General features: G+C 55.7%; 22 protein-coding genes. 8 read left to right on the top strand and 14 right to left on the bottom strand.

Annotated elements, in window-relative coordinates; translation table 11 throughout:
* Positions 1–3 precede the first annotated feature (3 nt).
* From ACLTX1_RS06930 to ACLTX1_RS06890, 9 genes are all read right to left on the bottom strand, one after another.
* Positions 4–270, bottom strand: coding sequence for a hypothetical protein (locus tag ACLTX1_RS06930; RefSeq protein ID WP_176820657.1), 267 nt, complete (start codon positions 268–270; stop codon positions 4–6).
* Entirely contained in the window at positions 255–1,652 is a 1,398-nt protein-coding gene (locus ACLTX1_RS06925; RefSeq protein ID WP_412265038.1) for an alpha-L-fucosidase, read from the bottom strand. Before ACLTX1_RS06925 ends, ACLTX1_RS06930 begins: the two co-directional genes overlap by 16 nt.
* 119 nt (positions 1,653–1,771) lie before the next feature.
* Positions 1,772–3,448, bottom strand: a complete 1,677-nt coding sequence (locus ACLTX1_RS06920) for an ATP-binding protein (protein WP_412330671.1) — start codon at positions 3,446–3,448, stop codon at positions 1,772–1,774.
* A 15-nt stretch (positions 3,449–3,463) separates the two neighbouring features.
* Positions 3,464–4,138: a response regulator transcription factor gene (locus tag ACLTX1_RS06915; RefSeq protein ID WP_395506498.1), complete on the bottom strand. Its 675-nt coding sequence runs from the start codon at positions 4,136–4,138 to the stop codon at positions 3,464–3,466.
* Positions 4,139–4,172: 34 nt separating this feature from the next.
* Positions 4,173–4,811 (bottom strand): phosphate signaling complex protein PhoU, encoded by a 639-nt coding sequence (phoU, locus tag ACLTX1_RS06910; RefSeq protein ID WP_308448106.1) that lies wholly within the window; start codon positions 4,809–4,811, stop codon positions 4,173–4,175.
* A 26-nt stretch (positions 4,812–4,837) separates the two neighbouring features.
* Positions 4,838–5,590: a phosphate ABC transporter ATP-binding protein PstB gene (gene pstB, locus ACLTX1_RS06905; RefSeq protein WP_343284206.1), complete on the bottom strand. Its 753-nt coding sequence runs from the start codon at positions 5,588–5,590 to the stop codon at positions 4,838–4,840.
* A 47-nt stretch (positions 5,591–5,637) separates the two neighbouring features.
* Positions 5,638–6,549, bottom strand: coding sequence for a phosphate ABC transporter permease PstA (gene pstA, locus ACLTX1_RS06900; protein WP_343284470.1), 912 nt, complete (start codon positions 6,547–6,549; stop codon positions 5,638–5,640).
* Between the two features lie 24 nt (positions 6,550–6,573).
* Entirely contained in the window at positions 6,574–7,401 is an 828-nt protein-coding gene (gene pstC / locus ACLTX1_RS06895) for a phosphate ABC transporter permease subunit PstC (RefSeq protein WP_412330699.1), read from the bottom strand.
* Positions 7,402–7,544: 143 nt separating this feature from the next.
* Positions 7,545–8,483 (bottom strand): substrate-binding domain-containing protein, encoded by a 939-nt coding sequence (locus ACLTX1_RS06890; protein ID WP_412330670.1) that lies wholly within the window; start codon positions 8,481–8,483, stop codon positions 7,545–7,547.
* A 288-nt stretch (positions 8,484–8,771) separates the two neighbouring features.
* On the opposite strand from ACLTX1_RS06890, the gene ACLTX1_RS06885 reads away from it, so the two are divergent.
* From ACLTX1_RS06885 to recG, 4 genes are all read left to right on the top strand, one after another.
* Positions 8,772–9,653 (top strand): aminoglycoside 6-adenylyltransferase, encoded by an 882-nt coding sequence (locus ACLTX1_RS06885; protein WP_412330669.1) that lies wholly within the window; start codon positions 8,772–8,774, stop codon positions 9,651–9,653.
* A 16-nt stretch (positions 9,654–9,669) separates the two neighbouring features.
* Entirely contained in the window at positions 9,670–10,443 is a 774-nt protein-coding gene (locus ACLTX1_RS06880) for a TIGR00282 family metallophosphoesterase (RefSeq protein ID WP_316518667.1), read from the top strand.
* Positions 10,444–10,577: 134 nt separating this feature from the next.
* Entirely contained in the window at positions 10,578–12,272 is a 1,695-nt protein-coding gene (locus ACLTX1_RS06875) for a DAK2 domain-containing protein (RefSeq protein ID WP_412330668.1), read from the top strand.
* 63 nt (positions 12,273–12,335) lie between these two features.
* Positions 12,336–14,375 (top strand): ATP-dependent DNA helicase RecG, encoded by a 2,040-nt coding sequence (gene recG, locus ACLTX1_RS06870; protein ID WP_412330667.1) that lies wholly within the window; start codon positions 12,336–12,338, stop codon positions 14,373–14,375.
* Positions 14,376–14,427: 52 nt separating this feature from the next.
* On the opposite strand, the gene ACLTX1_RS06865 is transcribed toward recG, so the two are convergent.
* The 4 genes from ACLTX1_RS06865 to ACLTX1_RS06850 form a co-directional block, all read right to left on the bottom strand.
* On the bottom strand, positions 14,428–15,453 hold the full coding sequence (locus ACLTX1_RS06865; RefSeq protein ID WP_176820646.1) for a DUF2961 domain-containing protein: 1,026 nt from the start codon (positions 15,451–15,453) through the stop codon (positions 14,428–14,430).
* Between the two features lie 22 nt (positions 15,454–15,475).
* Positions 15,476–16,384, bottom strand: coding sequence for a patatin family protein (locus ACLTX1_RS06860; RefSeq protein WP_412330666.1), 909 nt, complete (start codon positions 16,382–16,384; stop codon positions 15,476–15,478).
* 89 nt (positions 16,385–16,473) lie between these two features.
* Positions 16,474–16,932 carry a hypothetical protein gene (locus tag ACLTX1_RS06855; protein WP_308448097.1) on the bottom strand — a complete coding sequence of 153 codons (459 nt, stop codon included), beginning with the start codon at positions 16,930–16,932 and terminating at the stop codon, positions 16,474–16,476.
* Complete coding sequence (locus ACLTX1_RS06850; RefSeq protein WP_308448096.1) at positions 16,929–17,669, bottom strand: ATP-binding protein; 741 nt, start codon at positions 17,667–17,669, stop codon at positions 16,929–16,931. Before ACLTX1_RS06850 ends, ACLTX1_RS06855 begins: the two co-directional genes overlap by 4 nt.
* Positions 17,670–17,784: 115 nt before the next feature.
* Here ACLTX1_RS06850 and ACLTX1_RS06845 point away from each other — a divergent pair, with 115 nt between their 5' ends.
* On the top strand, positions 17,785–18,468 hold the full coding sequence (locus ACLTX1_RS06845) for a Crp/Fnr family transcriptional regulator (RefSeq protein WP_308448095.1): 684 nt from the start codon (positions 17,785–17,787) through the stop codon (positions 18,466–18,468).
* 253 nt (positions 18,469–18,721) lie between these two features.
* Entirely contained in the window at positions 18,722–19,276 is a 555-nt protein-coding gene (locus ACLTX1_RS06840; protein ID WP_308448094.1) for an HdeD family acid-resistance protein, read from the top strand.
* Between the two features lie 135 nt (positions 19,277–19,411).
* Here the strand turns inward: ACLTX1_RS06840 and ACLTX1_RS06835 are convergent, their stop codons facing one another.
* Positions 19,412–21,685, bottom strand: a complete 2,274-nt coding sequence (locus ACLTX1_RS06835) for a glycoside hydrolase family 3 N-terminal domain-containing protein (RefSeq protein WP_412330665.1) — start codon at positions 21,683–21,685, stop codon at positions 19,412–19,414.
* 205 nt (positions 21,686–21,890) lie between these two features.
* Between ACLTX1_RS06835 and ACLTX1_RS06830 the strand changes: the two genes are divergently transcribed.
* Together ACLTX1_RS06830 and ACLTX1_RS06825 are read left to right on the top strand one after the other, a co-directional pair.
* Positions 21,891–23,468, top strand: coding sequence for a glycoside hydrolase family 36 protein (locus tag ACLTX1_RS06830; protein WP_412330664.1), 1,578 nt, complete (start codon positions 21,891–21,893; stop codon positions 23,466–23,468).
* 10 nt (positions 23,469–23,478) lie between these two features.
* Positions 23,479–25,452: a YgiQ family radical SAM protein gene (locus ACLTX1_RS06825; RefSeq protein WP_412330663.1), complete on the top strand. Its 1,974-nt coding sequence runs from the start codon at positions 23,479–23,481 to the stop codon at positions 25,450–25,452.
* Positions 25,453–25,471 lie beyond the last annotated feature (19 nt).

The raw sequence follows: 25,471 nt of genomic DNA, 5'->3' as shown, positions 1-25,471 counted from the left end.
TTTTCACATTGTGATCATGACCTGTACGTTCGGGTTCTTCTCTCCGACAATCACGATCATTTCAATCATTTTGTTTACATAATCTAAAAGCGCACCGGAAATTTTGCCGTAGTCCGTAAACTCAATTTCCGCTTCCGTTTTCGGCATTTCCAGTGCCGCCTGCAAAGCTTCCAACGTCGGTGCAACGCGGCGCAGACGCAGCTCCGCGTTGATATACTCGTGCAAATCGCGAATGTCTTTCACATCCGTCAACTTTATTTCTGCTCGCATACGCTTTTCCCTTTCGTGATGTAAATTTCGCGCATAAAGACCTCGTCGCGCGCAGCGGTAATCTGTACGCGCACGCCGGAAAGCTTTTTGTTCGTGTGGCCCGTCAGCGGGTTCTGCACGGCGAACGGATCTTCCAGCTCGCAGATGTGCTTATTGCCGATGCACGTGCCCTCGAATAACGCGTAATCCGCCTTGTTTTCTTCGTCGATGCCGAGAATGCGGAAGCCCTCCACGCGCTGACCGTGCGTGAGATCCTCGCGCAGCACAACGCAGCCGATCTCCACCGGCCCCTCGGTTTTCAGCTCATACACGGGCTGCGTGGGCGTGCCGCCGATGCGCTCCACCGTGCACGGAATGCGGTTTTCGGTCGTCTCGCGGATGAGGTCGCCGAGCTCCTTCAAGCGCTTCACGTCGCGTTCATCGAACTTGCCCTCGCGCGTCGGCGGTACGTTAAGATTCAGGCAGGCGTTTGCGCCGCAGGAACGCAGGTAGGTGTTGTACAGTCTCTCAAGCGAATGCGGTTCCTCGTTTTCGTGCCAGAACCAGCCCGGACGAATGGACATGTCGATCTCCGCCGGTGCGAAAACAAGCCCCTTCGAGTAGAGGATGTTCGGCATGGTGCCAATCTCGCGGTTCGTGTTGTACATGTAGCTCAAAGAGCCGTCTTCTGCCATCGGACCCGCGCCGGTCTGCACCTCGCTGTAAAAGCACAGCTCGCTCGGCACAACGGCCCATTCGGCATGGCGCGCCTCTCCGGCCTCGTTGCCGCACCACCGGGTATCCGGGCCGAAATCATTGAAAATAACGGCGTTCGGCTGATACTTGCGGATGAGCTCAAAGTAACGTGGGAAGTCATATTCCTGCTTTTTGCCGTTTTTGCCCTCGCCGCAGGCGTTATCGAACCACACGCAGAAAATATCGCCGTAGCCGGTCAAAAGCTCCGTCAGCTGATTGCAGAAGTAATCGTTATATTCCGGCGTGCCGTAATATTTTGAGTTGCGGTCCCACGGAGAAAGATAAAAGCCGAACTTGATGCCGCCGCGCTTGCAGGCTTCTGCGGCTTCACGCACGACGTCCCCCTTATAAGGGCTGTTTTTTACGCTGTGCTCCGTGTATTTGCTCGGCCACAGGCAGAAGCCGTCGTGGTGCTTCGCCGTGAGGATGAGTCCCTTGAGGCCCGCAGACTTCACCGCTTCCACCCACTGGTCGCAATCGAGCGCGGTGGGGTTAAAAATCTTCTCATCCTCTGTGCCCTCGCCCCATTCGCGGTCCGTGTAGGTGTTTACACCGTAATGCACAAACGCATAGCGTTCCATCTCAAACCAATCAAGCTGTCGTTTAGACGGCACCACACGTGCCGCCTCTTTCAAAAATTCAACCATACTGTCCTCCCGAATTTCGGCTTTGCTGCTCTGCTCGTATTATAGCACAACCGCGCAAAATGTCAAAAATAAAAATGCGGCGCAGAAAGCTCGCTTCCGTACCGCATTTAATCGTTATTTTAGAACGTGACGCGCACCGTGGTGCCCTTGTTCGGCTCACTTTCAAGCGACACGCGCGCATGGTGGAACATGGCGCCGTGCTTTACAATGGAAAGCCCAAGTCCCGTGCCGCCAATCTGCTTGGAGCGGCTCTTATCCACACGGTAGAAGCGCTCGAACACGCGCTCGCGGTCGGCCGCCGGAATGCCAATGCCCGTATCGCTGACCTGCATATATGCGTGGCCGCCTTCCGTGCCGGTGGAGATCACCACACGGCCGCCGGGACGGTTGTACTTTACAGCGTTATCCGCAAGGTTATACAGCATCTCGTCTAAAATGTACGGCACGCCGGTGACGAACGCCGAGCTGCCCTGCACCGAGATGACAATACTGTTCTGCTGCGCCGGGATTTTCAGACGGCAGGCCACCTCCTGCGCAATGGCGTAAAGGTCTGTATCGGCACGGCCAAGCTCTACCGCATTTTCGTCAAGCTTTGAAAGCTTCAAAATATCCTCAACAAGCGTGATAAGCCGCTGTGCTTCGGTATAAATGTTGTTCGCAAAGCGCGGCACATCGGCACTCTTGACGAGCCCGTCCTTCATAATCTCCGCATAACCCGAAATAGAAGTCAGCGGCGTTTTGAGCTCATGCGAAACGTTCGCGGTGAACTCGCGGCGCAGGCGCTCGTTCTCTTCCTTTTCGGTAACGTCCAGCAGCACGATCACCGCGCCCTGCACGCCGTTATCGTTCGTAACGGGGTTCGCGATGAGGCTGTAACTGCGCCCCGCCAGCTTTGTGATGCGCTCGCTCGCCGTACCCGTCAGCGCGGAATCCACTGCATCACGGAAATCGGGGCTGCGGTTAAACGCCAGCACGCTCTGTGGGCGGTCGTCCTCCGGGTGCACGTCCAAAAGGCGCACAGCGCTTGTGTTGTACGAAAGCACATCGCCCTTTGCATCCACCACAATAAAGCCCTCGCGCATGTTTTCGGTGATGGCGGTAAACTCCGTCTGCTTGCGGTGCAGCTCTTCCATTTTCTCCTTGATGGTCTCGTTCTGGCGCTGCAAGCGCAAAAGCAGCGGCGAAAGCTCGCCGTACACGTCGTTTTCCATCGGGTGGTCAAGGTCAATGGCGTTGACCGGCGCCACAATCTGCTTTGTGCGGTACGTGGAAAGCAAAATGGCCAGCACCAGAATAACGACGGAACACAGCAGCATCCACGGCACCATGCGCTCAATGGAGCCAAACACCGTCTTCATGCCGACCGAAAGGCGCAGCACGCGTCCGTCCGAGAGCATCACAGCGTAGTTATACGACTGCACATTCAGCGTATCGGATTCACGCACGGATTCCCCCGCACCATTTTCTCTTGCAGCAATGACCTCCGGGCGGTCGTTGTGGTTTTCCATGTTTGCGGCATCCGCAACACTGTCAAATCGCACCGTGCCGTCCGTATCGATGACGGTCACGCGCACAGACTGCGCGGCGGCTGTATCATACCCGGCGGAGCGGATGTCGGAAAGGTAATCGTCCCCGCCAAGGGCGATGCCGTTTTGAATGTAGCGGCTTTCCGCTATGGTCGCCTTTTTCACGATTTCCAGCGAATCGTAGTACGAAACGACGCCGGAAAGCACCATAGAAAGTAAAATGGAAAGCAGCGCAATGCACGACATGCTGAAAATGATCTTTTTCTTCATGCGTCTTTCTCCTCTTTAATCCTGTGCCAGCCGGTAGCCCACGCCGCGCACGGTCTCAATGAGCGCACCGGCATCGCCGAGCTTTTGCCGCAGCGTGCGGATATGCACGTCTACCGTGCGGGTCTCGCCGCTGTAATTGTAATCCCAGATCTTCGTGAGAATCTGATCGCGCGAAAGCACCACACCGCGGTTTTCCAGCAGATAGCACAGCAGTTCAAATTCTTTGTACGTGAGGATCACGGGTTCACCATCAACCGTAACGGCGCGGCGCTTCACATCCACCGCAAGCGAGCCCGCCGTAAAAAGCTTATCCTCCGCTGCGGGCTTCGCGGCCCTGCGCAGCAGCGCGCGTACACGGGAGACAAGCTCCATCATGCCGAACGGCTTCGGCAGGTAATCGTCCGCGCCGCTGTCCAGCCCAACCACACGGTCATATTCGCTGCTTTTCGCCGTCAGCATCATCACGGGCAGGTCGGCCGTTTCCGCACCCGCGCGCAGACGCTTCAAAATATGCAGACCGTCTTCATCCGGCAGCATAATGTCGAGCAGCACGAGCTGCGGCAGCTCTTTTTCAAGTGCCTGCCAGAAATCGGCCGCATTCCGGAAGCCCTCGGCTTCAAAACCGGTGGTGTGCAGTGTATAGAGTACAAGCTCGCGGATGCTGTCGTCGTCCTCCACAAGATAGATCATAAACCCTTAAATCCTTTCTGTGCGGCTTTGCCGCTTAATCGTGCTCGCCGGTGAGTGAGAACACGACCCACTCCGCAATATTGACCGCGTGGTCGCCGATGCGTTCAAAATACTTCGCCACCATCAGCAGGTCAAGGCATGTCTCGCCCTCCTCGGGCTTTTCGGCGATGAGTGCGATGATCTCACTTTTCACCTTGTTAAAAAGCGCATCTACTTCGTCGTCCGCTTTTTCCACGGCGCGCGCAATATCCATGTCACGGCGCACAAACGAATCGACGCTGTTCGTCACCATGTTCACGGCAGCGCGCGCCATTTCGGCAATGTGCAGACTGCCCGGCAGCACCTCTGCGCGGATATGCTCGACCATTTCGGCAATATCCGAAGCCTGGTCGCCGATGCGCTCCATATCTGCGATCATCTTCATCGCGGCAGAGATGAGACGCAGGTCTTTTGCAACAGGCTGCTGCTGTAAAAGCAAGCGCAGGCAGATCGCTTCGATTTCGCGCTCCTTGCGGTCGATTTCCTGCTCCGTTTCGTCCACGGCGCGGCGCAGCGCTTCGTCTCGTGTCACAAGTACCTTTGCCGCCTGCGAAATGCCGTCTTCGCACAGTGCGCCCATGCGGATAAGCTCTGTATTGAGCAGCTCCAGCTGCTCGTCCAAACGATTTCTCATTGTAGTCACGTTCCTTTCTGCAAGCCTTAACCGAATCTGCCGGTGATGTAATCCTCCGTGCGCTTATCCTTCGGCATGGAGAATAAGCTCTCCGTCTCGCCGTACTCGATGACCTCACCGAGCAGGAAGAATGCCGTTTTGTCCGAGATACGCGCCGCCTGCTGCATGTTGTGCGTGACCATAACGATAGTATAATCCTTTTTCAGCTCCACCGCAAGGTCTTCTATCTTGGAGGTGGAGATCGGGTCAAGGGCGCTGGTCGGTTCGTCCATCAGCAGCACCTCCGGCTCCACAGCCAACGCGCGTGCAATGCACAGTCTCTGCTGCTGTCCGCCGGAAAGTCCCAGCGCGCTTTTCTTCAGTCTGTCTTTAAGCTCGTCCCAAATGGCGGCGTTTCTTAAAGAACGCTCCACAATGTCGTCGAGCTTCGCCTTAGAGCGGATGCCGTGCGTGCGCGGGCCGTAGGCGATGTTGTCGTACACGCTCATCGGGAACGGGTTCGGCTTTTGAAACACCATGCCGACACGTTTTCTCAAAAGGTTCACGTCCATCCCGTGGTAGATGTCCTCGCCGTCCAATTTTACTGCGCCGGTGATACGGCAGCCCTCAACGAGGTCGTTCATACGGTTCAAGGATTTCAGCAGCGTACTTTTGCCGCAGCCGGAAGGCCCGATAAACGCGGTGATTTCATTCGGCTGAATTTCCATATTGATGGATTTCAGCGCATGGAAATCGCCGTAATACAAATTCAGATCTTCGATTGCCAATTTACAGCTCATATCGTTTCCCCTATCTTTTTCTGGTGTGATTCTCTAAAAGGCTCGCTTTAGCCCTGTTTCTTCGTAATTTTCTTCGCGACGAACGAGGACAGTGCGTTGATGCCGATGACGATAACAAGCAGCACAACCGCTGTGGCATACGTTTTGTCGATGTGCAGGCCCTCGCTTGAAAGCACATACATGTGCACGGAGAGGGTTCGCACGGAATCAAACAAACCGCCGCCCGCCTGGCCCGGCATCTGCGCTACGGAGCCCGCAGTGTACATCAACGCCGCAGATTCACCCACAACGCGGCCAATGGCCAAAATCACGCCGGACAAAATGCCCGGCACGGCGCTCGGCAGCACGATACGGAACACGGTGCGCAGTCTGCCCGCGCCAAGCCCGAAGCTGCCCTCGCGGAAGGAATCCGGCACCGAGATGAGCGCCTCCTCCGTTGTGCGCATGATGAGCGGCAAAATCATGATGGCGACCGTAAACGCACCGGCAAGCAAAGAATAGCCCCAGTGCAGCGCCGTCACAAAGCACAGATAGCCGAACAGGCCGTACACGATGGACGGAATGCCCGAAAGTGTTTCGGTCGTGATGCGCACGAGCTGCACAAGCTTGTTGCCGCGCTTTGCATATTCCACAGAGTAGATTGCCGCGCCGATGCCGAGCGGCAGTGCAATAACGAGCGCAATGATTGTCATGACAATCGTAGAGATCAGCGCCGGCATCAGCGACACGTTATCGGACGTATAGGTGAACGAGAAAAGATCCGGCGTGATATACGGGATACCCTTCACAAGAATGTAAAAGATAAGGTATAAAAGCGTCAGCATCGTGATGAGCGACGCGCCGCAGACAAGCAGCAATAGAATAAGCGAAAGCGGCGAGCGCCTATACGCGCGCATTTTATCCTTGAAGGTGAGCTTGTTGATGGTCTCTGCCGCCACGGGTTTACAGGTACGTTCCATAGTCATTTCCGTATCCTTTCCGGGTCATGCCCTGTCTTTTCTGCGCAGAAGCGAGAACGTAACGTTGATAATTAGGATAAACACGAACAGCACGACCGCCGTCGCAATAAGTGCTTCGCGGTGCAGGTCTGTGGCATAGCCCATTTCCATAACGATGTTCGCCGTCATGGTGCGCACGCCATCGAGCAAGCCCTGCGGCATACGCGCCTTGTTGCCCGCCACCATGACGACCGCCATCGTTTCGCCGATGGCACGGCCGATACCGAGCACCACACCCGCCAAAATGCCGGAACGCGCCGCCGGCAATGTCGCAAAGAACACGCTGCGCTCATGGCTCGCACCGAGCGCCAGAGAGCCTTCATAGTAGCTGTCCGGCACGGCGCGAATGGCACTTTCCGAAACGCCGATGATTGTCGGCAAGATCATAATGCCGAGCAAAACGGACGCTGTCAGCATCGTGTTGCCCGCCACGCCGAAAATGTTCTGTACAAGCGGCACCAAAACAACGAGACCGAAGAAGCCGTACACAACGGACGGCACACCCGCCATCAGCTCCGTTGCAGGTTTCAAAATTTTATAAAGACCCTTCGGGCAGAACTTTGCGAGGAAAACTGCCGTCAGAAGCCCGATCGGCACACCGATGATGATTGCGCCCGCCGTGACGTAGAGGCTGCCGAGGATCATCGGCAGAATACCGTAGATGTCGTTGCCCGGCTTCCACTTAGTGCCGAGCAGAAATTTAAACACACCGATCTTACCAATGGCCGGAATACCGTTTGCAAACAGAAACACGCAGATCAAAACAACGGCAAAGATCGATACGCAGGCTGTGAGAAAAAAGAGGATATGCATGAGAAGCTCTTTTATGTTGCTCCACTTCACGGTTTGCACGCACCTTTCAAACTTTCAAAACTACTAAAAACTGCTTTATTGGCTTCCTTGCGAAAAGAGCCGGACCTTTCCACCCGGCTCTCCTGCGTTTTATGGATTGTTTCTTACTGAAGCTCGGACCAATCGGTCGTTTCGCCGGTGTAGATGCTCAAAACCTGCTCGCTCGTAAGGCCGGTCAGCGTGTTTTCCTTGTTGACGATAACAGCGATGCCATCCTGTGCGATGACAGTCGGGGTAAGACCGGCTTCAAGCTCGCTGTCCTTCAGCTCACGGGAAGCCATGCCGATGTCATACGCACCGTCGATGGTGGAGGTCATGCCCGTGGTGGAGTCGCTCTGCTGCACTTCAACGGTAACGTCCGGGTTCAGCGCCATATAAGCTTCCTTCAGCTTTTCCATGACCGGCGTAACAGAGGAGGAACCGCCAACAACGACCTTGCCGGAAACGCCGGATGCCGCATAAGCCGGAGCCGCATCATCAACGGTGATATAACCGTTTTCGGAGACGACCTTCTGACCGTCAGCGCTCATGATGAAGTTGATGAAATCCTGTGCAACTTCGCTTGCCTCGCCCTTTGTTGCAATATTGAACGGACGAACAACCTTATAGGTGCCGGCCTTTACATTCTCAACGGTCGGTGCCGCACCGTCGATCTCCACGGCTTTGACAACGCTCTCATCGAGGGAGCCGAGGGAGATATAGCCGATGGCCTTCGGGTTGCCCTGTACGGTGGTCATCATAACGGAGGTGCTGTTCGTAATCTGCGCATCATCCGTCGTCATATCTTCCTTTTCGCCAGCGTCGTTCTTCTGCTCGATACCGAACAGCTCGATGAATGCGCCGCGTGTGCCGGAGCCGTCTTCACGGGAAAGAACGGTGATTTCGCCGGTCATGTCGCCGCCGGTCGTTTCTTCGGAGGAAGCGCTCTCGGAAGATGTGCTCTCGGAAGATGTGCTTTCGGAAGAAGCGCTCTCCGCAGATGCAGCGGAGGATTCGGAGGACGGTGTCTCGGAGGAAGCGGAGCTTGCTGCGCCGCCGAGCAAGCCGTCATAGCTGTCATGGTGAGAAGTGCGGCTGCAAGAACCGCGGTGATTTTTCTGAGTTTCATAAATTACTCTTTCCTTTCGGGAGCTTTCTGCTCGCCTTTTATCTTTTCCTTTGGTTTACAAGCGAAAGTATAGGGCCGTTTTGTAAACTCAAAAAGAAGTCTTGTGTAAAATCCACGTAAAACTGCTTAACATTTCGGGTTTTACAAAGCCAAAATCAAAAAGAACATTGAAAAAAAGCCCGTTTTGCGGTAAAATAAACCTATAAAACACGGAGGAGTTTTTATGCGCAGCGAAAAAGAAATGTATGACCTCATCCTCGGCTATGCAAATGCCGATGAAAATATCCGCGCCGTCATCTTAAACGGTTCCCGTGCGAACCCGAACCGTAAGCCCGACCCGTTCAATGATTTTGACATTGTGTACCTCGTGCGCGATCTTACTCCGTGCAAGGAAAAAGCCTATTATAAAGATTTCGGCGAAATCCTCGTCTGCGAGCGCACCGACGAAAGCGAGCTTTTTAAAGAGCACTTTCCCGAGTTCGTATGCTATCTGATGCAGTTTACGGACGGCAACCGCATCGACCTGACCGTATCGAGCATCGACCGCTGGGAAGTATATTGTTATGACGACCGCCTTTCCGTCGTATTATTAGATAAAGACAACGCCCTGCCGAAGCTGCCGGAGCCGAATGAGAGCACGCACTACGTCAAAAAGCCGACCGAGCGTATGTTTTTTGACTGCCGCACGGAGTTCTGGTGGGTCTCGCCGTACGTCTCCAAAGGTCTGTGGCGCGGCCAGCTCCTGTTTGCGCAGACGCACATGGAAAGTTGTATTCGCAAAATGCTGCTGCAAATGATGAAATGGTACGCCGGAACGCTGCATGGGTTTGATTACAGCGCCGGCAAATGCGGTGACGCCTTAAAAGACCTTCTCCCCGCAGACATCTGGAACGGCTACCTTGAAACCTTCGCCGCATGCACCGAAGAAGACATTTGGCGCGCACTGTTTAAGGCAGGCGAGCTTTTCACGGAGCTCACCAAACGCACCGCAAAAGCACTCGGCTTTACGGTCACGGACGAATACGACCGCCGCGTCACAAGCTTTTTAAAATACACAAAAGATTTGCCGAGAAACGCCAAAACGCTGGATTTTCATATTGACTAAAAGAAAGGACCCCTATATGCAGATATTATGTATCGGCGACGTGGTGGGCAGCCACGGGTGCGACTTTCTGCGCCGCACTCTCCCCGCCTTCAAGCGCACTAAGGGCATCGATGTCGTCATTGCAAACGGCGAAAACTCCTCGGACGGCAACGGCATCACCCCTGCCTCCGCAAACCACCTGCTCGATAGCGGCGTGGATATCATCACCACCGGAAACCACACCTACCGCCGCCGCGAATTTTACGATTATATCGATGAAAGCGACTGCGTCATCCGCCCCGCAAACTTCCCGCCGGAAGCCCCGGGTAAAGGCATGACCGTCTTAGATCTCGGCCGCACGCAGATCGCCGTCATCAACTTGATGGGCAATGTATACCTTGACGAGCACCTCGCCTGCCCGTTCCGCACACTCGATACGCTTTTAAAAACGCCCGACCTTCCGAAAATCTGCATCGTGGATTTTCACGCGGAAGCCACCGGCGAAAAGCGCGCGTTCGGCTATTATGCAGACGGCCGCGTCTCCGCTGTGTTCGGCACGCACACACACGTGCAGACGGCCGATGAAACCGTTCTGCCGAAGGGCACCGGATACATCACCGACGTCGGCATGACCGGCCCCATCGAGTCCGTACTCGGCGTCAGAGCGGAGCTCGTCATCAAAAAGCAGATAAGCAAAATGCCCGTGCGGTTCGATTTTGCGGACGGTCCGTGCAAGCTCGACTGCATTTTGTTCGATATCGATGAAAAAACAGGCCTCACCCGCAGCACAGAGCGTTTCTCCCTGCGCTAAACGTGATTTCTGTGCGGTATTACCCTTGTTTTTTCCCGCAAACTATGGTATAGTGTAGTTTGAAAATACATGCAAATATCTATCGGGAGCCGGTTTTTCGCCTTCCGAACGTTTTTAGACAGGATGTGTATGCAGTGATTACAGGTAAACAGCTTCGCGACGCAGTCATCTCCGGCGCGAACAGCATATTGAAAAACCGGAAATTTGTGGATGACCTCAACATCTTCCCCGTTCCGGACGGCGACACGGGCACGAATATGTCCATGACGATCGGTGCAGGCAGCGACGCCATGCAGGCGCTTGCGGATAACGAAACAACCGCTAAGGTCGCAAAGACGGCGGCTTCCGCCATGCTGCGCGGCGCAAGAGGCAACTCCGGCGTTATCCTTTCCCTTCTGTTCCGCGGCTTCTCGAAAGGTCTCGAGGACACCGTAGAAGCAGACGGTACACAGCTCGCAGCGGCGCTCGCCATCGGCGTGGATTCCGCTTATAAAGCCGTCATGAAGCCGACCGAAGGCACCATTTTGACCGTTGCCCGCGTGGCGGCGGAAAAAGGCGCTGCGGCAGCCGAGATCGACAACGACCCCATTTACGTTTGGGATGCCATCTGCATGGGCGCGGCGGAAGCACTGGCCACCACACCGGATCTTCTCCCCGTTCTGAAAAAAGCAGGCGTCGTCGATGCCGGCGGTCAGGGCCTCTGCATGATTTTCGATGGCATGATGCAGGTCTTCAAGTACGGTGAGATCGTCAAAACCGACATGACCGAAGCCGAAAAGGCCGAGGAGACCGCCCAGTTCTTTGCAAGCGTTGCGGCGGAATTTGACAGCGAGATCAACTTCACCTACTGCACGGAGTTTATCGTCGGCCGCAACCCGGAAGTCACCACCGAGCCGAACGAGCTGCGTCTGTTCCTCGAAACCCTCGGCGACTGCGTTGTTGTGGTCGATGACGAGGAGATCATCAAGGTGCACGTACACACGGAGCAGCCGGGTATGGCGCTCACAAAAGCGCTGGAATTCGGTTCCCTGCTGACCGTAAAAATCGAAAACATGAAAGAGCAGCACAAAAAAGCTGCCGAACTCAATAACGCAAACCGCGCGGCTTACGAAGCGGCGCAGGCCAGCAAAGAGGAAAAGGAGACCTTAAAGCCCGTTCCCCCCGAAGAGGAACTCGGCTTTGTTTCCGTAGCGGCAGGCGACGGTCTGCGTGCACTCTTTGAAGAACTCGGCTGTGCACAGGTTGTCAGCGGCGGCCAGACGATGAACCCCAGCACGGAGGACATTGTCGAAGCCGTTCTTGCCACCCCGGCAAAGACGGTTTTCGTACTGCCGAACAACAAAAACATCATCCTTGCGGCAGAACAGGCCGTGCCGCTCGTCACCGACCGCAAGATTATCGTCGTACCGACCCGCACCATTCCGCAGGGTCTCTCCGCTCTTCTGAGCTTTGACCCGGATGCTTCCGCAGACGAAAACGCTTCTGCCATGCTTTCCGCAGCGGAAAACGTCGCGACCGGTACGGTCACGTTCGCCGCACGCGATTCCGAATTCGGCGGCTTCAAAATCAAAGAGGGCGACACCATGGGTATGACGAACGGCAAGCTCGAGTTTGTCGGCGACACGCCGGTGCGTTCCGTCTACAAGGTCGCAAAGGCGCTGATGAATAAGCACACTTCGTTTATCACGCTCATTTACGGCGAAGGCATCACCGAGGAAGAAGCCAACGAAGCACTGCGTCTCATCAAGAACAAGGCAGGCGACGGTGTGGACATCAACCTCGTAAACGGCGGCCAGCCGGTCTACTACTTCATTCTTTCCGTGGAATAATTTCAAAGCAGCTTAGGGCGGGGCTTTATGCCCTGCCTTTTTTCGTTTTATGTCGGAGGTTTCATGGCGTCTTTATTTGAAGCGGACATTGCGTCTTTAAAGGGAGTCGGCCCAAAGCGTGCGGAGCTGTTCCGCAAGCTCGGCGCGCCCACGGTGGGCGATCTGCTGCGTCTCTATCCCCGCGCTTATGAGGATTGGCGCGACGCGGTGCCCATCCGCAATACACTCTTAAACGAAGTGAATATCGTAAAAGGCACAGTGCTGCGCCGTCCTGTCGAGCAGCGAATCCGCGGCGGCATGACGCTTTACAAGACGACCATCACGGACGGCGAAGACGACATGCAGCTGACATTTTTCAATAACCGCTACATTACAAGTCTGCTCACGGAGGGCGCGGTCTACGCGTTTCGCGGCAAGGTAACCGGCACGTTCATGCGCCGCGAAATGGCCTCCCCGGAGTTCGTTCCCGAAAGCCGCATGCAGGACATGGTGCCTGTTTACCCGCAGACGAGCGGCCTCACCTCTCGCATCATCGCAAACGCGGTAAAAGAAGCCCTGCGCCTGCTCCCCGAGACCGTCAAAGACCCGCTGCCCGATGCGCTTCGCCTGAAATACGCGCTGTGCCGCCTCGAATACGCGCTCAAAACGATCCACTTTCCGAATTCGCCCGAAGCGCTTTCCACGGCGCGCAGACGACTCGTGTTCGAGGAACTGCTCGTCTTGCAGCTCGGCATGGCGGAAATCCGCCGCGCAGGTGTGCGCGAAAATCCGTATCCGCTCAAAAAGGATTATACAAAAGAGTTTGCCGCCCTGCTCCCCTTCACGATGACCGGCGCACAGCAGCGTGCCGTGCAGGACGGCATCCGCGACATGCAGGGCCCGCACCCGATGAACCGCCTCATTCAGGGCGATGTCGGCAGCGGTAAAACAGCCGTGGCGGCGGCGCTGTGCCACACGGTCATTCAAAACGGATTTCAGGCGGCGCTCATGGCCCCTACGGAAATTCTGGCGGCGCAGCACTACGAGTCCCTCTCCAATCTCCTCGCTCCCTGCGGCATCAAAACGGTGCTCATCACGGGCAGCATGCGCGCCAAAGCAAAACGTGAAGCCATTAAGGGACTCAAGACCGGCGAGATTCAGCTTGCCGTCGGCACGCACGCACTCATCAGTGACGGCGTGGAGTTCTCGTCCCTCGCGCTCGTCATCACGGACGAGCAGCACCGCTTCGGTGTCAATCAGCGCACCGCGCTCGCGAAAAAAGGCAACTTCCCGCACACACTTGTCATGAGCGCCACACCAATCCCCCGCACCTTGGCGCTGATGATTTACGGCGACCTCGACGTTTCCGTTCTAAATGAGCTTCCCCCGGGACGTCAGCCCATCGAAACGTATCTCATCGACCCACCAAAGCGCCGCCGCGCGTTCGGGTACATCAAAAAGCACATCGACGAGGGACGACAGGCGTACATCGTCTGTCCGCTTATCGAAGAGGGCGAAAGCGACGCGGCAAGCATCGCGGCGTATGAAAAGATCGTGCGCGATTACTTCGGTGACATGCCCATCGGCATTCTGCACGGCAAAATGAAGCCGAAGGAAAAGGACGCCGTCATGACCGATTTTGCAGAAAACCGCACGAAATTATTATTGTCCACCACGGTCGTCGAGGTCGGCGTGGACGTGCCGAATGCCGTCATCATGATGATTGAAAACGCCGAGCGCTACGGCCTTTCGCAGCTGCACCAGCTGCGCGGGCGCGTCGGCCGCGGCAAATACGCCTCCACGTGCATTCTGGTGACAGAAGCGCAAAACGATGAAACATTACAGCGTTTAAGGCTCTTTTGCAGCACCACGGACGGCTTCAAGGTCGCGGACGAAGACCTGCGCCTGCGCGGTCCGGGCGATTTCTTCGGCGAGCGCCAGCACGGCCTGCCGAAATTAAAGATTGCCGACATGTTAAACGACATGCAAATTTTGCAGGAAGCGCAGCAGTGCGCTAAAGAATTGACCGAGCGCGACCCGGAACTCAACTCCCCCGCCCTGCGCGGCCTGCGCGCCGAAATGCGCCGGCTCTTTGCATCAAATAACGGCACAGTAACCCTATAATAAAAACAAAACAGCTTCCGTTCGGAGAAATCCCAAAACGGAAGCTGTTTTTTTATTCCATGATAAGCTCTTTGTCTTCCGGCAGCGTAAACGGCACCGGCTTCGGCTCCGTCTGGTACCAATATGCCACAGACGTGTAATCGTCGTAGCGCGGGCCCGTCCAGCCGAGGTTATCAATCGTCATTTTAAAGTCCTCATCGAAATAAACCGGGTCTTTCACGTGCCAGCGGTACAGCATAAAGCGCTTTTGGTGGTTATACATTTCCTTCGTGTCGCCCAAAATCGCATACAAACCCGTATAAAGCCCGCTGAACGTCTGGTAGCGGTTGAGGTAAATGTCATTGCCAAAGCCATACGAGCCGCCGAAGTAATCCTCCGTGCCCGTGTAGTTCATCGTGGGGTATGTGTCGCCGTCAATGTACATTTTGGCTTCACCCTCCACCCAGCAGGTGTTGTGCCCGTTCATGCCGGAAGCCAGCGTCACGCCCGCAAAGCAGCCCTTGCCGTGCACGCCGTCCAAGATCACATACGAGCGTCCCTTCTGCACAGGGTGCTCCTGCCGATATGTCGCGTGAAAATAACCGCTGTTTTCGGGAATCTCTCCATACCATCCGGAAATCATATAGAAAAGCGTCTCTGGCTTTTCACCGCGATTTTCCATTGTAATACGGCAGTGTTTTCTGAACGGCATTTCAAAGTAGCTGTTGAACCCGCGCCCCGGCGCGACGAGCATCGCAGCTGAGTTCAAAACCGGGTAATTGCCGTCGCGGTCAGAAAAATTCTCGTCATACGCGCAACCGAAAAATGCCGAAAACGGTGCTTCCACGGACGGCTGTTCATTGTTTTCCCAGTAGATTCGCAGAATAAACGAGTGTCCCACGTAACCCGTGAACCACATGTGCGTCACCATGCCCGGGCCGTCCGTGTCACACAGCGTAACGGTCTCGCCGGGCTGAATTTGAATGCATGGACTCAGCTTTTCACAGTCCTTGGCGCGTGTGCCGCCGCCTTTTGTGCCTGTTGGATTTTCTGCGGAAAACCCAAAGTTTCTGCGGTTTTCCATTTTAAAAAGTGTCATGAAAATGCCTCCTTTATTTTTGTTAGAGTTTAATATTAAGCATTTCTTCAAATGAACCGAGTGCCGCGCGCCCCTCATAAAGTCCCTCGTCATGTAAAGCGAGCAGCGCGGGAACCTCCGCCTTTGTGCGGCTGACGTTGAGCGGCTTTAACGGACGAATGATGACCGCCCTGCCCGCTTTTTCAAGCTTTTCACACAACGCCAACTGGCGGTTATAAATCTCATGCCGCGTGCGCATCGCTTCTGCCACAGCAGGGTGCTTGCGAAACGCCGCTTTCAAAAACGCCGTGTGCCCAAACGGTTCCTTTTGGTAGCCCTTGTTGCGCGTCAAAACGATCACATGGAACGTGTTGCCGTCTGCAAGCGACTTTTCGATTGGAATTGGGTCACTGATGCCGCCGTCCAAGAGGTCATAGCCCATATAATGCTGAATTTTCGTGATGAGCGGCACGGAGCACGATGCACGCGAAGCCATAAACGGCGCTTTTAGCGTGTCCTTTTCAAACCAAACGGTCTTGCCGTCCGCGCAGTTCATCGCGCCGGTCAAAAAGCGCGTATCCTGCTCATGAAACTTGTCCCAGTCGAAAAAAATGTGCTTTTCCGGCACTGTGCCGAAAATATAATCAAAGTCGAACATCGTGTGCTTTGTCAAAAGATTTCGCGTGCTCACATAGTCGGGGTTCCCGACATAGTGTTCAATGATCTCTCGGCTGCGCCCCGGTTGGCCCGATATGTACGAAAGCGCGTTCGCTGCGCCCGCCGAAACGCCGATAATATACGGAAACAGCAGATCTTTTTCCATGAACACTTCCATCACGCCGCAACTGTAATAGCCGCGCAGGCCGCCGCCCTCTAAAACGAGCGCTGTACCCTCGGGCAGTCGGCGCGAAAGCGTCTTGCCGGGAATCGGCTGCAATGTATAATCGGTCACAAATCTCACCCTCTTTGTGCTCATCATACAATATCAAGTTAAAAAAGTCAAGGAGGAAAGCCGCAGCTTCCTCCTTGCAACAAAACGGTTCAGTTTAGAGTTTCAAGCATCTCTTCAAGCTCCTCCGGGCTCCAATCTTCGCCGAGCGCAAACACGGCTTTGTGAAACACAAAAAGCTCGTCTTCGCCCAACTCACCGCTTTCGAGCTTGCAAAGCATCCCCGGCGCGATTTCGATCAACCGTTCGGTGATGGCAAATTTCTGCTTCCGCACAGCCTCCCGCGCGTTGCGCACAGTGCCGAAATCTAAATCGCTCGTGCTGCCGCACGGCATGGCGCAATACGCACAGTCCGGCGCAATGCGGTTTTTCTCCGCGTGGGCGCACGCCAACATGTTCTGCAACGCCGTTTCATCATCCTCCGCAAGCGCGGCAAAGCCCTCAAAAAGCACTCTGTCCGTTTCCACGGTCTTCGCGTTTTTCTGCTCCGCGCGGACAACGCCCACAAGCGCCCCCAGCAGCGCATCCCACGTTTGATTTCCCGTCCTCATTCTACGAGACTGCCGTCGGTCGCGATGACCTTCACCTGCCACGGGATAAACTTGCCGCTCGCCTTCAGTGCATTCACTGCCGCGCGCTCAAGGCCGCCGCAGCACGGCACCTGCATGCGCACGATTGTCAAGCTCTTGATGTCGTTCTGACGGATGATCTCCGTCAGCTTTTCGGTGTAATCGCCCTCATCGAGCTTCGGGCAGCCGATGAGCACTTTTCGGTTGTGCACAAAATCGCGGTGAAAATCACCATACGCATACGCTGTGCAATCCGCCGCAATCAGCAGGTTCGCGCCGTCAAAATACGGGGCGCGGATCGGCGCTAATTTAATCTGCACCGGCCACTGGCGCAGCTCGGATTCAATCTTGCCGCTGACCGCACTGTTATCCGTATTTACGGGTTTTCTCTCAATAGCGCGTGCCATGCTGCCCGGGCAGCCGGTGAACTTCGGCGTGCCGAGCTTTTCTGCCATTTCCTCTGCCTCTTTCTTCGCGGCTTTCTCTGCCATAGCCATTTTCACGGCTTCCTCGTCAAACGCCGCCGCTTCGCGCTCCACAAAAGAGATTGCGTTCGTGGGACATGCAGGCAGGCAGTTGCCGAGACCGTCGCAGTAATCGTCGCGCAGCAGCTTCGCCTTACCGTTTACAATGCCGATGGCGCCCTCCTGACAGGCATTCGCGCACAGGCCGCAGCCGTTGCATTTTTCTTCATCAAAGTGAACGATGGTACGGATCATATTCAAAATTCCTTCCAATTCTTAAATTTTGCAAAAGCCACAAGGTTTTCTCTTGACTTTACGAACACAGTATACTACGATTAGGCTGTAAAGTATGTTGTTATAACAACGAAGATTGAAAAAAGGAGGCTATTTTACGGATTACAGCATCTTAGGGCGCTCGCCGCTGTTTCGGGGCATCCCCGCAGGCGATTTCGGCGTTTTGCTCGAGCACCTAAAAACGGAAACGCGCAGCTATAAAAAGGGCGATCTCATCTGCCACGCAGGCGAGCACACAAACGCGCTCGGCATCGTGCTCACGGGCAGCGTGACGATCGAAAGCGACGACATTTTCGGCAACCGCAGCGTGCTCGATAAAGTCGGCCCCGGGCAGGTCTTTGCAGAGACCTACGCCTGCGTGCCGAACGAGCCGATGCTCGTCAATGTCGCCGCCGCAGAAAACTGCACCGTTCTGTTTTTGAAAACCGCGCAGATCCTCTCCCCGTGCGCCGTAAACTGCGGGCACCACGGCAAGCTGATTGAAAACCTGCTGCTCGTCAGCGCGCAGAAAAACCTGTCGCTTTCGCGCCGCATTTTCCACACCGCACCGAAAACGATACGCGGGCGACTCATTTCATACCTGTCGTTTCAGGCCATCCGCGAAAACAGCGACAGCTTCACAATCCCGTTCAATCGCCAGCAGCTTGCGGATTACCTCAGCGTAGACCGCAGCGCACTTTCCAAAGAAATGGGCAAAATGCGCGACGAAGGCATTTTAAACTTCTCCAAAAATCATTTTGAACTAAAGCGCACAAGCTGACGAAAAGCGAGACGAATAAAGTCTTTGTTCAAACTTTTTTCAAAAAGTTGGTGGGGGCTCGGGGCAAAGCCCTGAGTCGACTTTCGCAAAAGTCGAAACACCCTTTGCCTAACTAAGATCAGGAAAATAGGCGCAACAATCCGGTGAATTGTTGCGCCGCAAGAAACCCTATCAAGGGGGTTCTTGAAAGGCGGTCAAAACCGCCTTTAGAAATACACACTCCATTACTCTATTATAGAAAGGACTTATCTTCATGAAAAACATTTTCTTCCGCACCACGTCTCTTTGGGCGTCCGTCCTTTACATGGCGCTCGGCCTTGTGCTCACGTTTTGGCCGGGCATGTCCGGCACCGTCTTTTGCTGGGGCATCGCCGCTGCACTCATTTTGTACGCCGCACATAGCTTCTGGTATTTTATAAAAGCCAGAAACCTCGGCTTCACTGCAGGCGGCACGCTCGTCATCGGCATTCTCTGCCTTGCGTTCGGTATTTTCTGCTTTTCCCGCCCGTACGTCGTCCTCTCTTTCCTGCCCATCGCGCTCGGCATCATGCTGCTTGTAGACGGCATCGGAAAAATGCCGCTCGCCGTTGATGCCCTCTCGGTGTACAGCCCCTACCGCTTCTGGGTACTCATCTCCGCCGTACTGCCGCTCATTCTCGGCATCGTGCTGCTCGTAAATCCGTTCCGTGCCGCAAAAGCCGCCATCATGTTCTTCGGCATCAGCATTTTAGCAGACGGTCTCTTTGAGCTCATCACCTACATCCAGCAGCGCCGCGCAGAAAAATCCGAGTACAAGGACATCCGCTAAACAACCTTTTTGCAATAACAGGCAACATATACCGTATGACCGAACGTACGTCGCGAAGACGAGCATCGCACAACTGCAATAAACGAAGCACCGTGTCCTTGTGCGGCACGGTGCTTTTGTTTTGACTATATTCGTTTACTTCGTAATTTTCAGCTCGCCGTTCCAGACCTTGCTGCCGCTTTCCTCAACGTAAAGCTCTACTTTACTCTCTTCCGGCGCAAACTGCATTTTGCGGTTCCAGATGCTCAGTGCGTCACAGTCAAGCTTCAGTTCTACCGTCTTCTTTTCGCCGGGCTGGAGATACACCTTCTCAAATGCTTTCAGCTCGCGCACGCGGCGGACGATTGTGCCGCTCACGCCCTGAATGTACAGCTGCACCGTCGCATGGCCCGCTGTGCTGCCGGTGTTTTCCACCTCGCACGTCACGGTATGCGCTTTTCCGTTTTCAAGCGTCGCAATAGAAATTTCCGGCGTGCCGTCCTTTACGGTCGTCTTGAACGTCGTGTAGTGCAAACCGAAGCCGAACGGGTACAGCGGCGTGTTCTCCAAATCACGGTAACGCATCATGTCGTAGGAAGCGCGGGCGTTGTAGTACACCGGCAGTTGTCCCGTTGTGCGCGGCACAGAAACCGGCAGGCAGCCGCACGGATCTGCCGCGCCGCTCAAAACTTCCGCAATGGCCGTGCCGCCCCACGGGCCCGGATAGAACGACCACAGCACCGCATCGCTCTTTTCCGCAATCTCGGGGATAGCATGCGGGCGGCCGGAAATGAGCACCGTTACGACCGGCTTGCCGCTTTCAAACACGGCATTCGCCAACTCGTTCTGCGCGCCCGGCAGACGCACATCAGAGGTATCCACGCCCTCGCCGCAATCCATCTGCAATTTCGTACCGACGATTGCCGCGCCGTTCGTGTCAAACTCCGCGCCCGCAAAGCGGCTTGAAGAACCGCCCAGCGCCAAAATGACGAGGTCGCTCTCCTCCGCAAGCTTCTCCGCCTCCGCAATACCGGAAGTATCGTCGTCGCAGATCGTGCAGCCGAGCGCATAGCGTACATCGGCGTTCTTAAATTCGTTCCGAATGCCGTCAAGCACCGTCACACCCACACCGTCACGCAGCGGCGGTGTGTAGTCGCCAAGCTGCTGATACAGCGCGTCTGCGTTCGGGCCAATGACCGCAATACGCAGCTTCTTCTCTTTTTTCAGCGGCAGAACACCGTCGTTTTTGAGCAGCACTGCCGACTGCCGCGCAATTTCAAGGCTCTGCGGAAACGTTTTCGGCACATTGTATTCCGTCAGCGGTTTTTCTTCAAGGTACGGGTGCTCAAACAACCCGCGCGCAAATTTCAGCTCCAGTACGCGAAGAACCGCCTTGTCGAGCGTTTCTTCGGAAACGAGCCCGCGCTCCACGGCTTCTTCCAGATGCGGGAAGCTGTCGTCCCACAGGCTCACGTCCACGCCTGCATTTAAAGCATACGCGCCGTTTGCCGCCTTGTCGTTACCCGTCAGCATACCGAGACGGTCAATCGCTACGCCGTCCGCCATCACGATGCCGTCAAAGCCAAGCTCCTCGCGCAGCACGTCCTTTAAAAGCCACTCATTCGCATGGCACGGCACACCGTCAATCTCATTATATGCTGCCATCACACCCGTCGCGCCCGCTTTCACGGCCTCCTTCATCGCGGGCAGATGAATTTCGCGCAGCTCGCGCTCGCCAATGCGCGCCGCACTGGCGTTTACGCCGCCGGTCGTTTCGCCCTGTGCGCAGAAGTGCTTCGCAACAACCTCCAAGCCGGCACTCGCACAGCCCTTCACCGCCGCAGCAGCGTTCTGACCGCAGAGGTACGGATCTTCGCCGTAGCACTCTTCGCTTCTGCCCCAGCGCGGGTCACGCAGAATGTCCAGCATGGAAACGAGCGCAAAATCCACGCCCATTTCTTTTTGCTGTTCGCCAACGACCTTAAAACCCTCTTCAACGAGCTTCGGGTTCCACGCTGCGCCCATGCCGAGGTTCACCGGCAGCAAATAGCCGTCGAGCGCCTGGTGGCCGTGCGGGCACTCGCTGCTCATCAGCATCGGAATGCCGAAGCGAGAGTGCTCCAGTACATAGTGCTGCGCCAGATTATAGGCGCGGATTGCGTTCACGCCGGTAAGGCCGGTCGTATAATCCTTATTCGCCCACGGGTCTGCGCGGTATAAGCCGTAAAGCACACCGAGGCCGCTCCATTTTTCCACTTCTTCTTTAAAGCTATCCGCAAGCTCCACGTGCTCGCCGTTGCAGGTGTAGCTCTGAAAGCCGTAAAGCTTCTGATTCACCTGACCGACCTTTTCGCGCAGCGTCAGGCGCGGCAGCAGGTCTTCCGCACGCTCTTTCGGGGAAAGCGCACTGTCTTTAAATTTTTCTTTCATTTTTATTGTCCTCTCCATTGAAACTGTCAACCGATACAAAACTCAGTTGTGCGTACATGTTAAAGCATAGCACACCTTTGCACGGTTGACAAGGAAGAAAATCAAACGAATTTTTCGTACAGCTTTCACTGAATTTCATCACTTTTCTTTTTGCGTATCCTGTGTTATACTATAAAAAAGCATCCATGGCCGAAGGAGCACCCCTATGAATCCAAAAAAATTCCCCATGCCCACCGGCATGCTCTTAAAAACCGACGACGAAGAAAAATTCCTTCCGTTTCAAAATCCAACTACCTATAAAGACATCACCGTCGAGTTAAAGCCGAACGGCGAAGCTCTGCGCATATACGTCACCGCTGACACAACGCCCGTGCAGCGCGTCACGCTCTATTTCGCGGACCCGCTGCCCGAAAAAGCGCAGGTTTTAGGCGGTGTTTGGGAGCGCGGCTACGGCGACTATGAATGGCGCGGTTATGTCCCCCATCGCGTCATGCCGTGGTACTTCTTCCTGCAGAGCGACAACAAGACCGAAGCCTTCGGCGTGCACACGCAGCCCGCTGCCATGTGCTGGTGGACAGCCGAAAGCACCGGGTACAGCGTATATCTCGACGTGCGCTGCGGCGGTCTCGGCGTGCGCTTAAACGGCCGCACACTCTGCGCTGCGGAGCTTTGCCGCGCAGAATACGAAGACGCCGACGGCTTTACTGCCATGGGTGAATTTTTCTCCGTTTTGAGCCCGAACCCCATTCTGCCGAAATCCCCCGTCTACGGCGCGAATAACTGGTACCATGCCTACGGGCATGCCACGGAAGATGACGTTCTGCGCGAAGCGAAGGCCCTCGCCGAACTCACCGAGGGGCTCGCAAACCGCCCGTGGTTCATCATCGACGACTGCTGGCAAATTGACCGTGCGGATAACTACAACGGCGGCCCGTGGCGCGCGGGCAACAAGGGCTTTCCGGACATGCCGGGCCTCGCCAAAAAGCTGCGCGAATCTGGCATACAGCCGGGCATCTGGGTACGTTTATTATGGGATCACAGCGAAAGTATTCCCGCCTCTTGGCGCTCGAAGCGTGACCCCGAATACCTCGACCCCTCCGTGCCCGAAGTGCTCGACCACATCGCAGAGGACATCCGCACCGTCTCAAGCTGGGGTTACAAGCTCATCAAGCACGATTTCACTTCCTACGACGTACTCGGCCGTTGGGGCTTTGAAATGGGCGACGAGCTCACGGACAGCGGTTGGCGCTTTGCGGACGAGACCCGCACGACGGCCGAAATTTTAATTGAATTATATAAACGCATCTTAGCTGCCGCGGGTGACGCCATGGTCATGGGCTGCAACTGCTTCGGCCACCTCGGCGCTGGGCTCATGCACCTCAACCGCACCGGCGATGACGTCAGCGGCAAGCTCTGGGCACGTACGCGCCGCATGGGCATGAACACATTGGCATTCACCGCGCCGATGCACGACCGCTTCTTCGCCATTGATGCCGACTGCGTACCGCTCACCGATGCCATCGACGAAACGCTCGGCATGCGCTGGCTGGAGCTTGTGGCAAAATGCGGCACACCCACGCTGCTCTCCGTTCCGGCTTCCTACTTAAATGGCGAGCGCAAAGCCATCATCCGCGACGCTTTCCGCCGCGCAAGTCAGCCCCAGCCCACCGCGCGCCCGCTCGATTGGCACGAGACCACCTGCCCCGCCGTGTGGAAGCTCGGCGAGGAAACGAAACACTTTGACTGGACAGAGCCGTGCGGCATCCTGACCGGCAGCGTATAAAGGACTTTTCATGAACAAATTAGACAGAACGGCTTTTTTGCCTGTTTCAAAAGAAGATATGGCGGTACGCGGCATCGAACAGCTCGATTTCGTGTACATCAGCGGCGATGCCTACGTCGACCACCCGTCGTTCGGCACGGCGATCATCTCCCGCATTCTCGAAGCAAACGGTTTCACGGTCGGCATTATCGCACAGCCGAACTGGCGCGACCCCGAAAGCGTGTGCACACTCGGCGAGCCAAAACTTGGCTTTCTCGTTTCCGCCGGCAATATGGATTCCATGGTGAACCACTATTCCGTCGCCAAAAAGCGCCGCCGCAGCGACTTTTTCTCCCCCGGCGGCAAAATGGGCCTGCGCCCGGATTACGCCGTCATCGTATATTCCAACCTCATCCGCCGCACGTTTAAGAAAACGCCCATCATCATCGGCGGCATCGAGGCCAGCCTGCGCCGCCTTGCGCATTATGATTACTGGTCGGACAAAATGAAGCGCTCCGTCCTGCTCGATTCCGGCGCGGATATCATTTCCTATGGCATGGGCGAGCGCTCCATCGTCGAGATTGCCGAAGCCCTGCGCAGCGGCATCCCCGTGCAGGAGCTCACGTTCATCCGCGGTACCGTGTATAAAACGCACATCGCGCCCGACGGCGACGACGTGCTCCACCTTCCCGGCTTCGATAAGATTTCCACCAGTAAAGAGCTGTACGCGAAAAGCTTTTACAATCAGTATCTCAACACCGACCCGTTCACGGCGAAAACGCTCGTCGAGCCCTACCCGGACGATCACCTGTTCGTCGTGCAGAATCCTCCGCAGATGCCGCTTTCGACCGAAGAAATGGATGACACCTACGCCCTGCCCTATACGCGCACCTATCACCCGGATTACGAAGCCCTCGGCGGCATCCCCGCCATTGAAGAAGTGAAATTCAGTCTTGCCAGCTGCCGCGGGTGCTTCGGCGCATGCAGCTTCTGCGCGCTGACGTTCCACCAGGGCCGCATCATTCAGTCCCGCAGCCACGAATCGCTTTTGGAAGAAGCGAAAAAAATGACCGAGGATCCCGATTTTAAAGGCTACATTCACGACGTCGGCGGCCCCACGGCAAACTTCCGCAAGCCCGCCTGCAAAAAGCAGATGAAGGTCGGCGTGTGTAAAAACCGCCAATGCCTGTTCCCGGAGCCATGCCCCAACATGGAGATTGACCACACGGATTACGTTTCCCTCCTGCGCAAGCTGCGCGCATTGCCCAAAGTGAAAAAGGTCTTTGTGCGCTCCGGCATTCGGTTCGATTACCTCATCAATGACAAAGACGAAACGTTCTTCCGCGAGCTTGTTAAATACCACGTCAGCGGCCAGCTCAAAGTCGCACCGGAGCATATTTCCGACGGCGTGCTGCGCATGATGGGTAAGCCGCAGAATTCTGTCTACCGCCGCTTCGTCAAGCGCTACAAAGAGCTGAACGAAGAAATGCACCTCAACCAGTACCTCGTGCCGTACCTCATGTCCTCGCATCCCGGCTCCACCTTACAGGACGCCGTAAAGCTCGCGGAATATCTGCGCGACCTCGGCTATATGCCGGAGCAGGTGCAGGACTTCTACCCCACCCCGTCCACGATCTCGACCTGCATGTACTACACGGGGCTCGATCCGCGCACAATGAAGCCTGTATACGTCGCGCGAGACCCGCACGAAAAAGCGATGCAGCGCGCGCTCATCCAGTACCGTGACCCGAAAAATTACGACCTCGTCACGGAAGCGCTCATCAAAGCGAATCGCCGCGACCTCATTGGCACAGGCAAAAACTGCCTTTTGCGCCCCCGCCACGGTGATACCCGTTTTGCTCTCCCAAAGCCCGCCGCAAACAGCAATAAACCGTTTGACGGTAAAAACAAAAACGGCGCAAAGCACGGCAGAACGAGTCAACCGCCGGCGCCCCAAAGCCGCCGTTGGACAGGCGAGCTGCCTAAAAAGCGCGGCAAACGATAATGTAAGACAGCAAAAAGCT

Source organism: Hominenteromicrobium sp., assembly GCF_046974225.1.
GTDB lineage: Bacteria > Bacillota > Clostridia > Oscillospirales > Acutalibacteraceae > Hominenteromicrobium > Hominenteromicrobium mulieris.
Note: the sequence above shows the minus strand (reverse complement) of the source record. Positions and strands in the feature narration are given on the sequence as shown.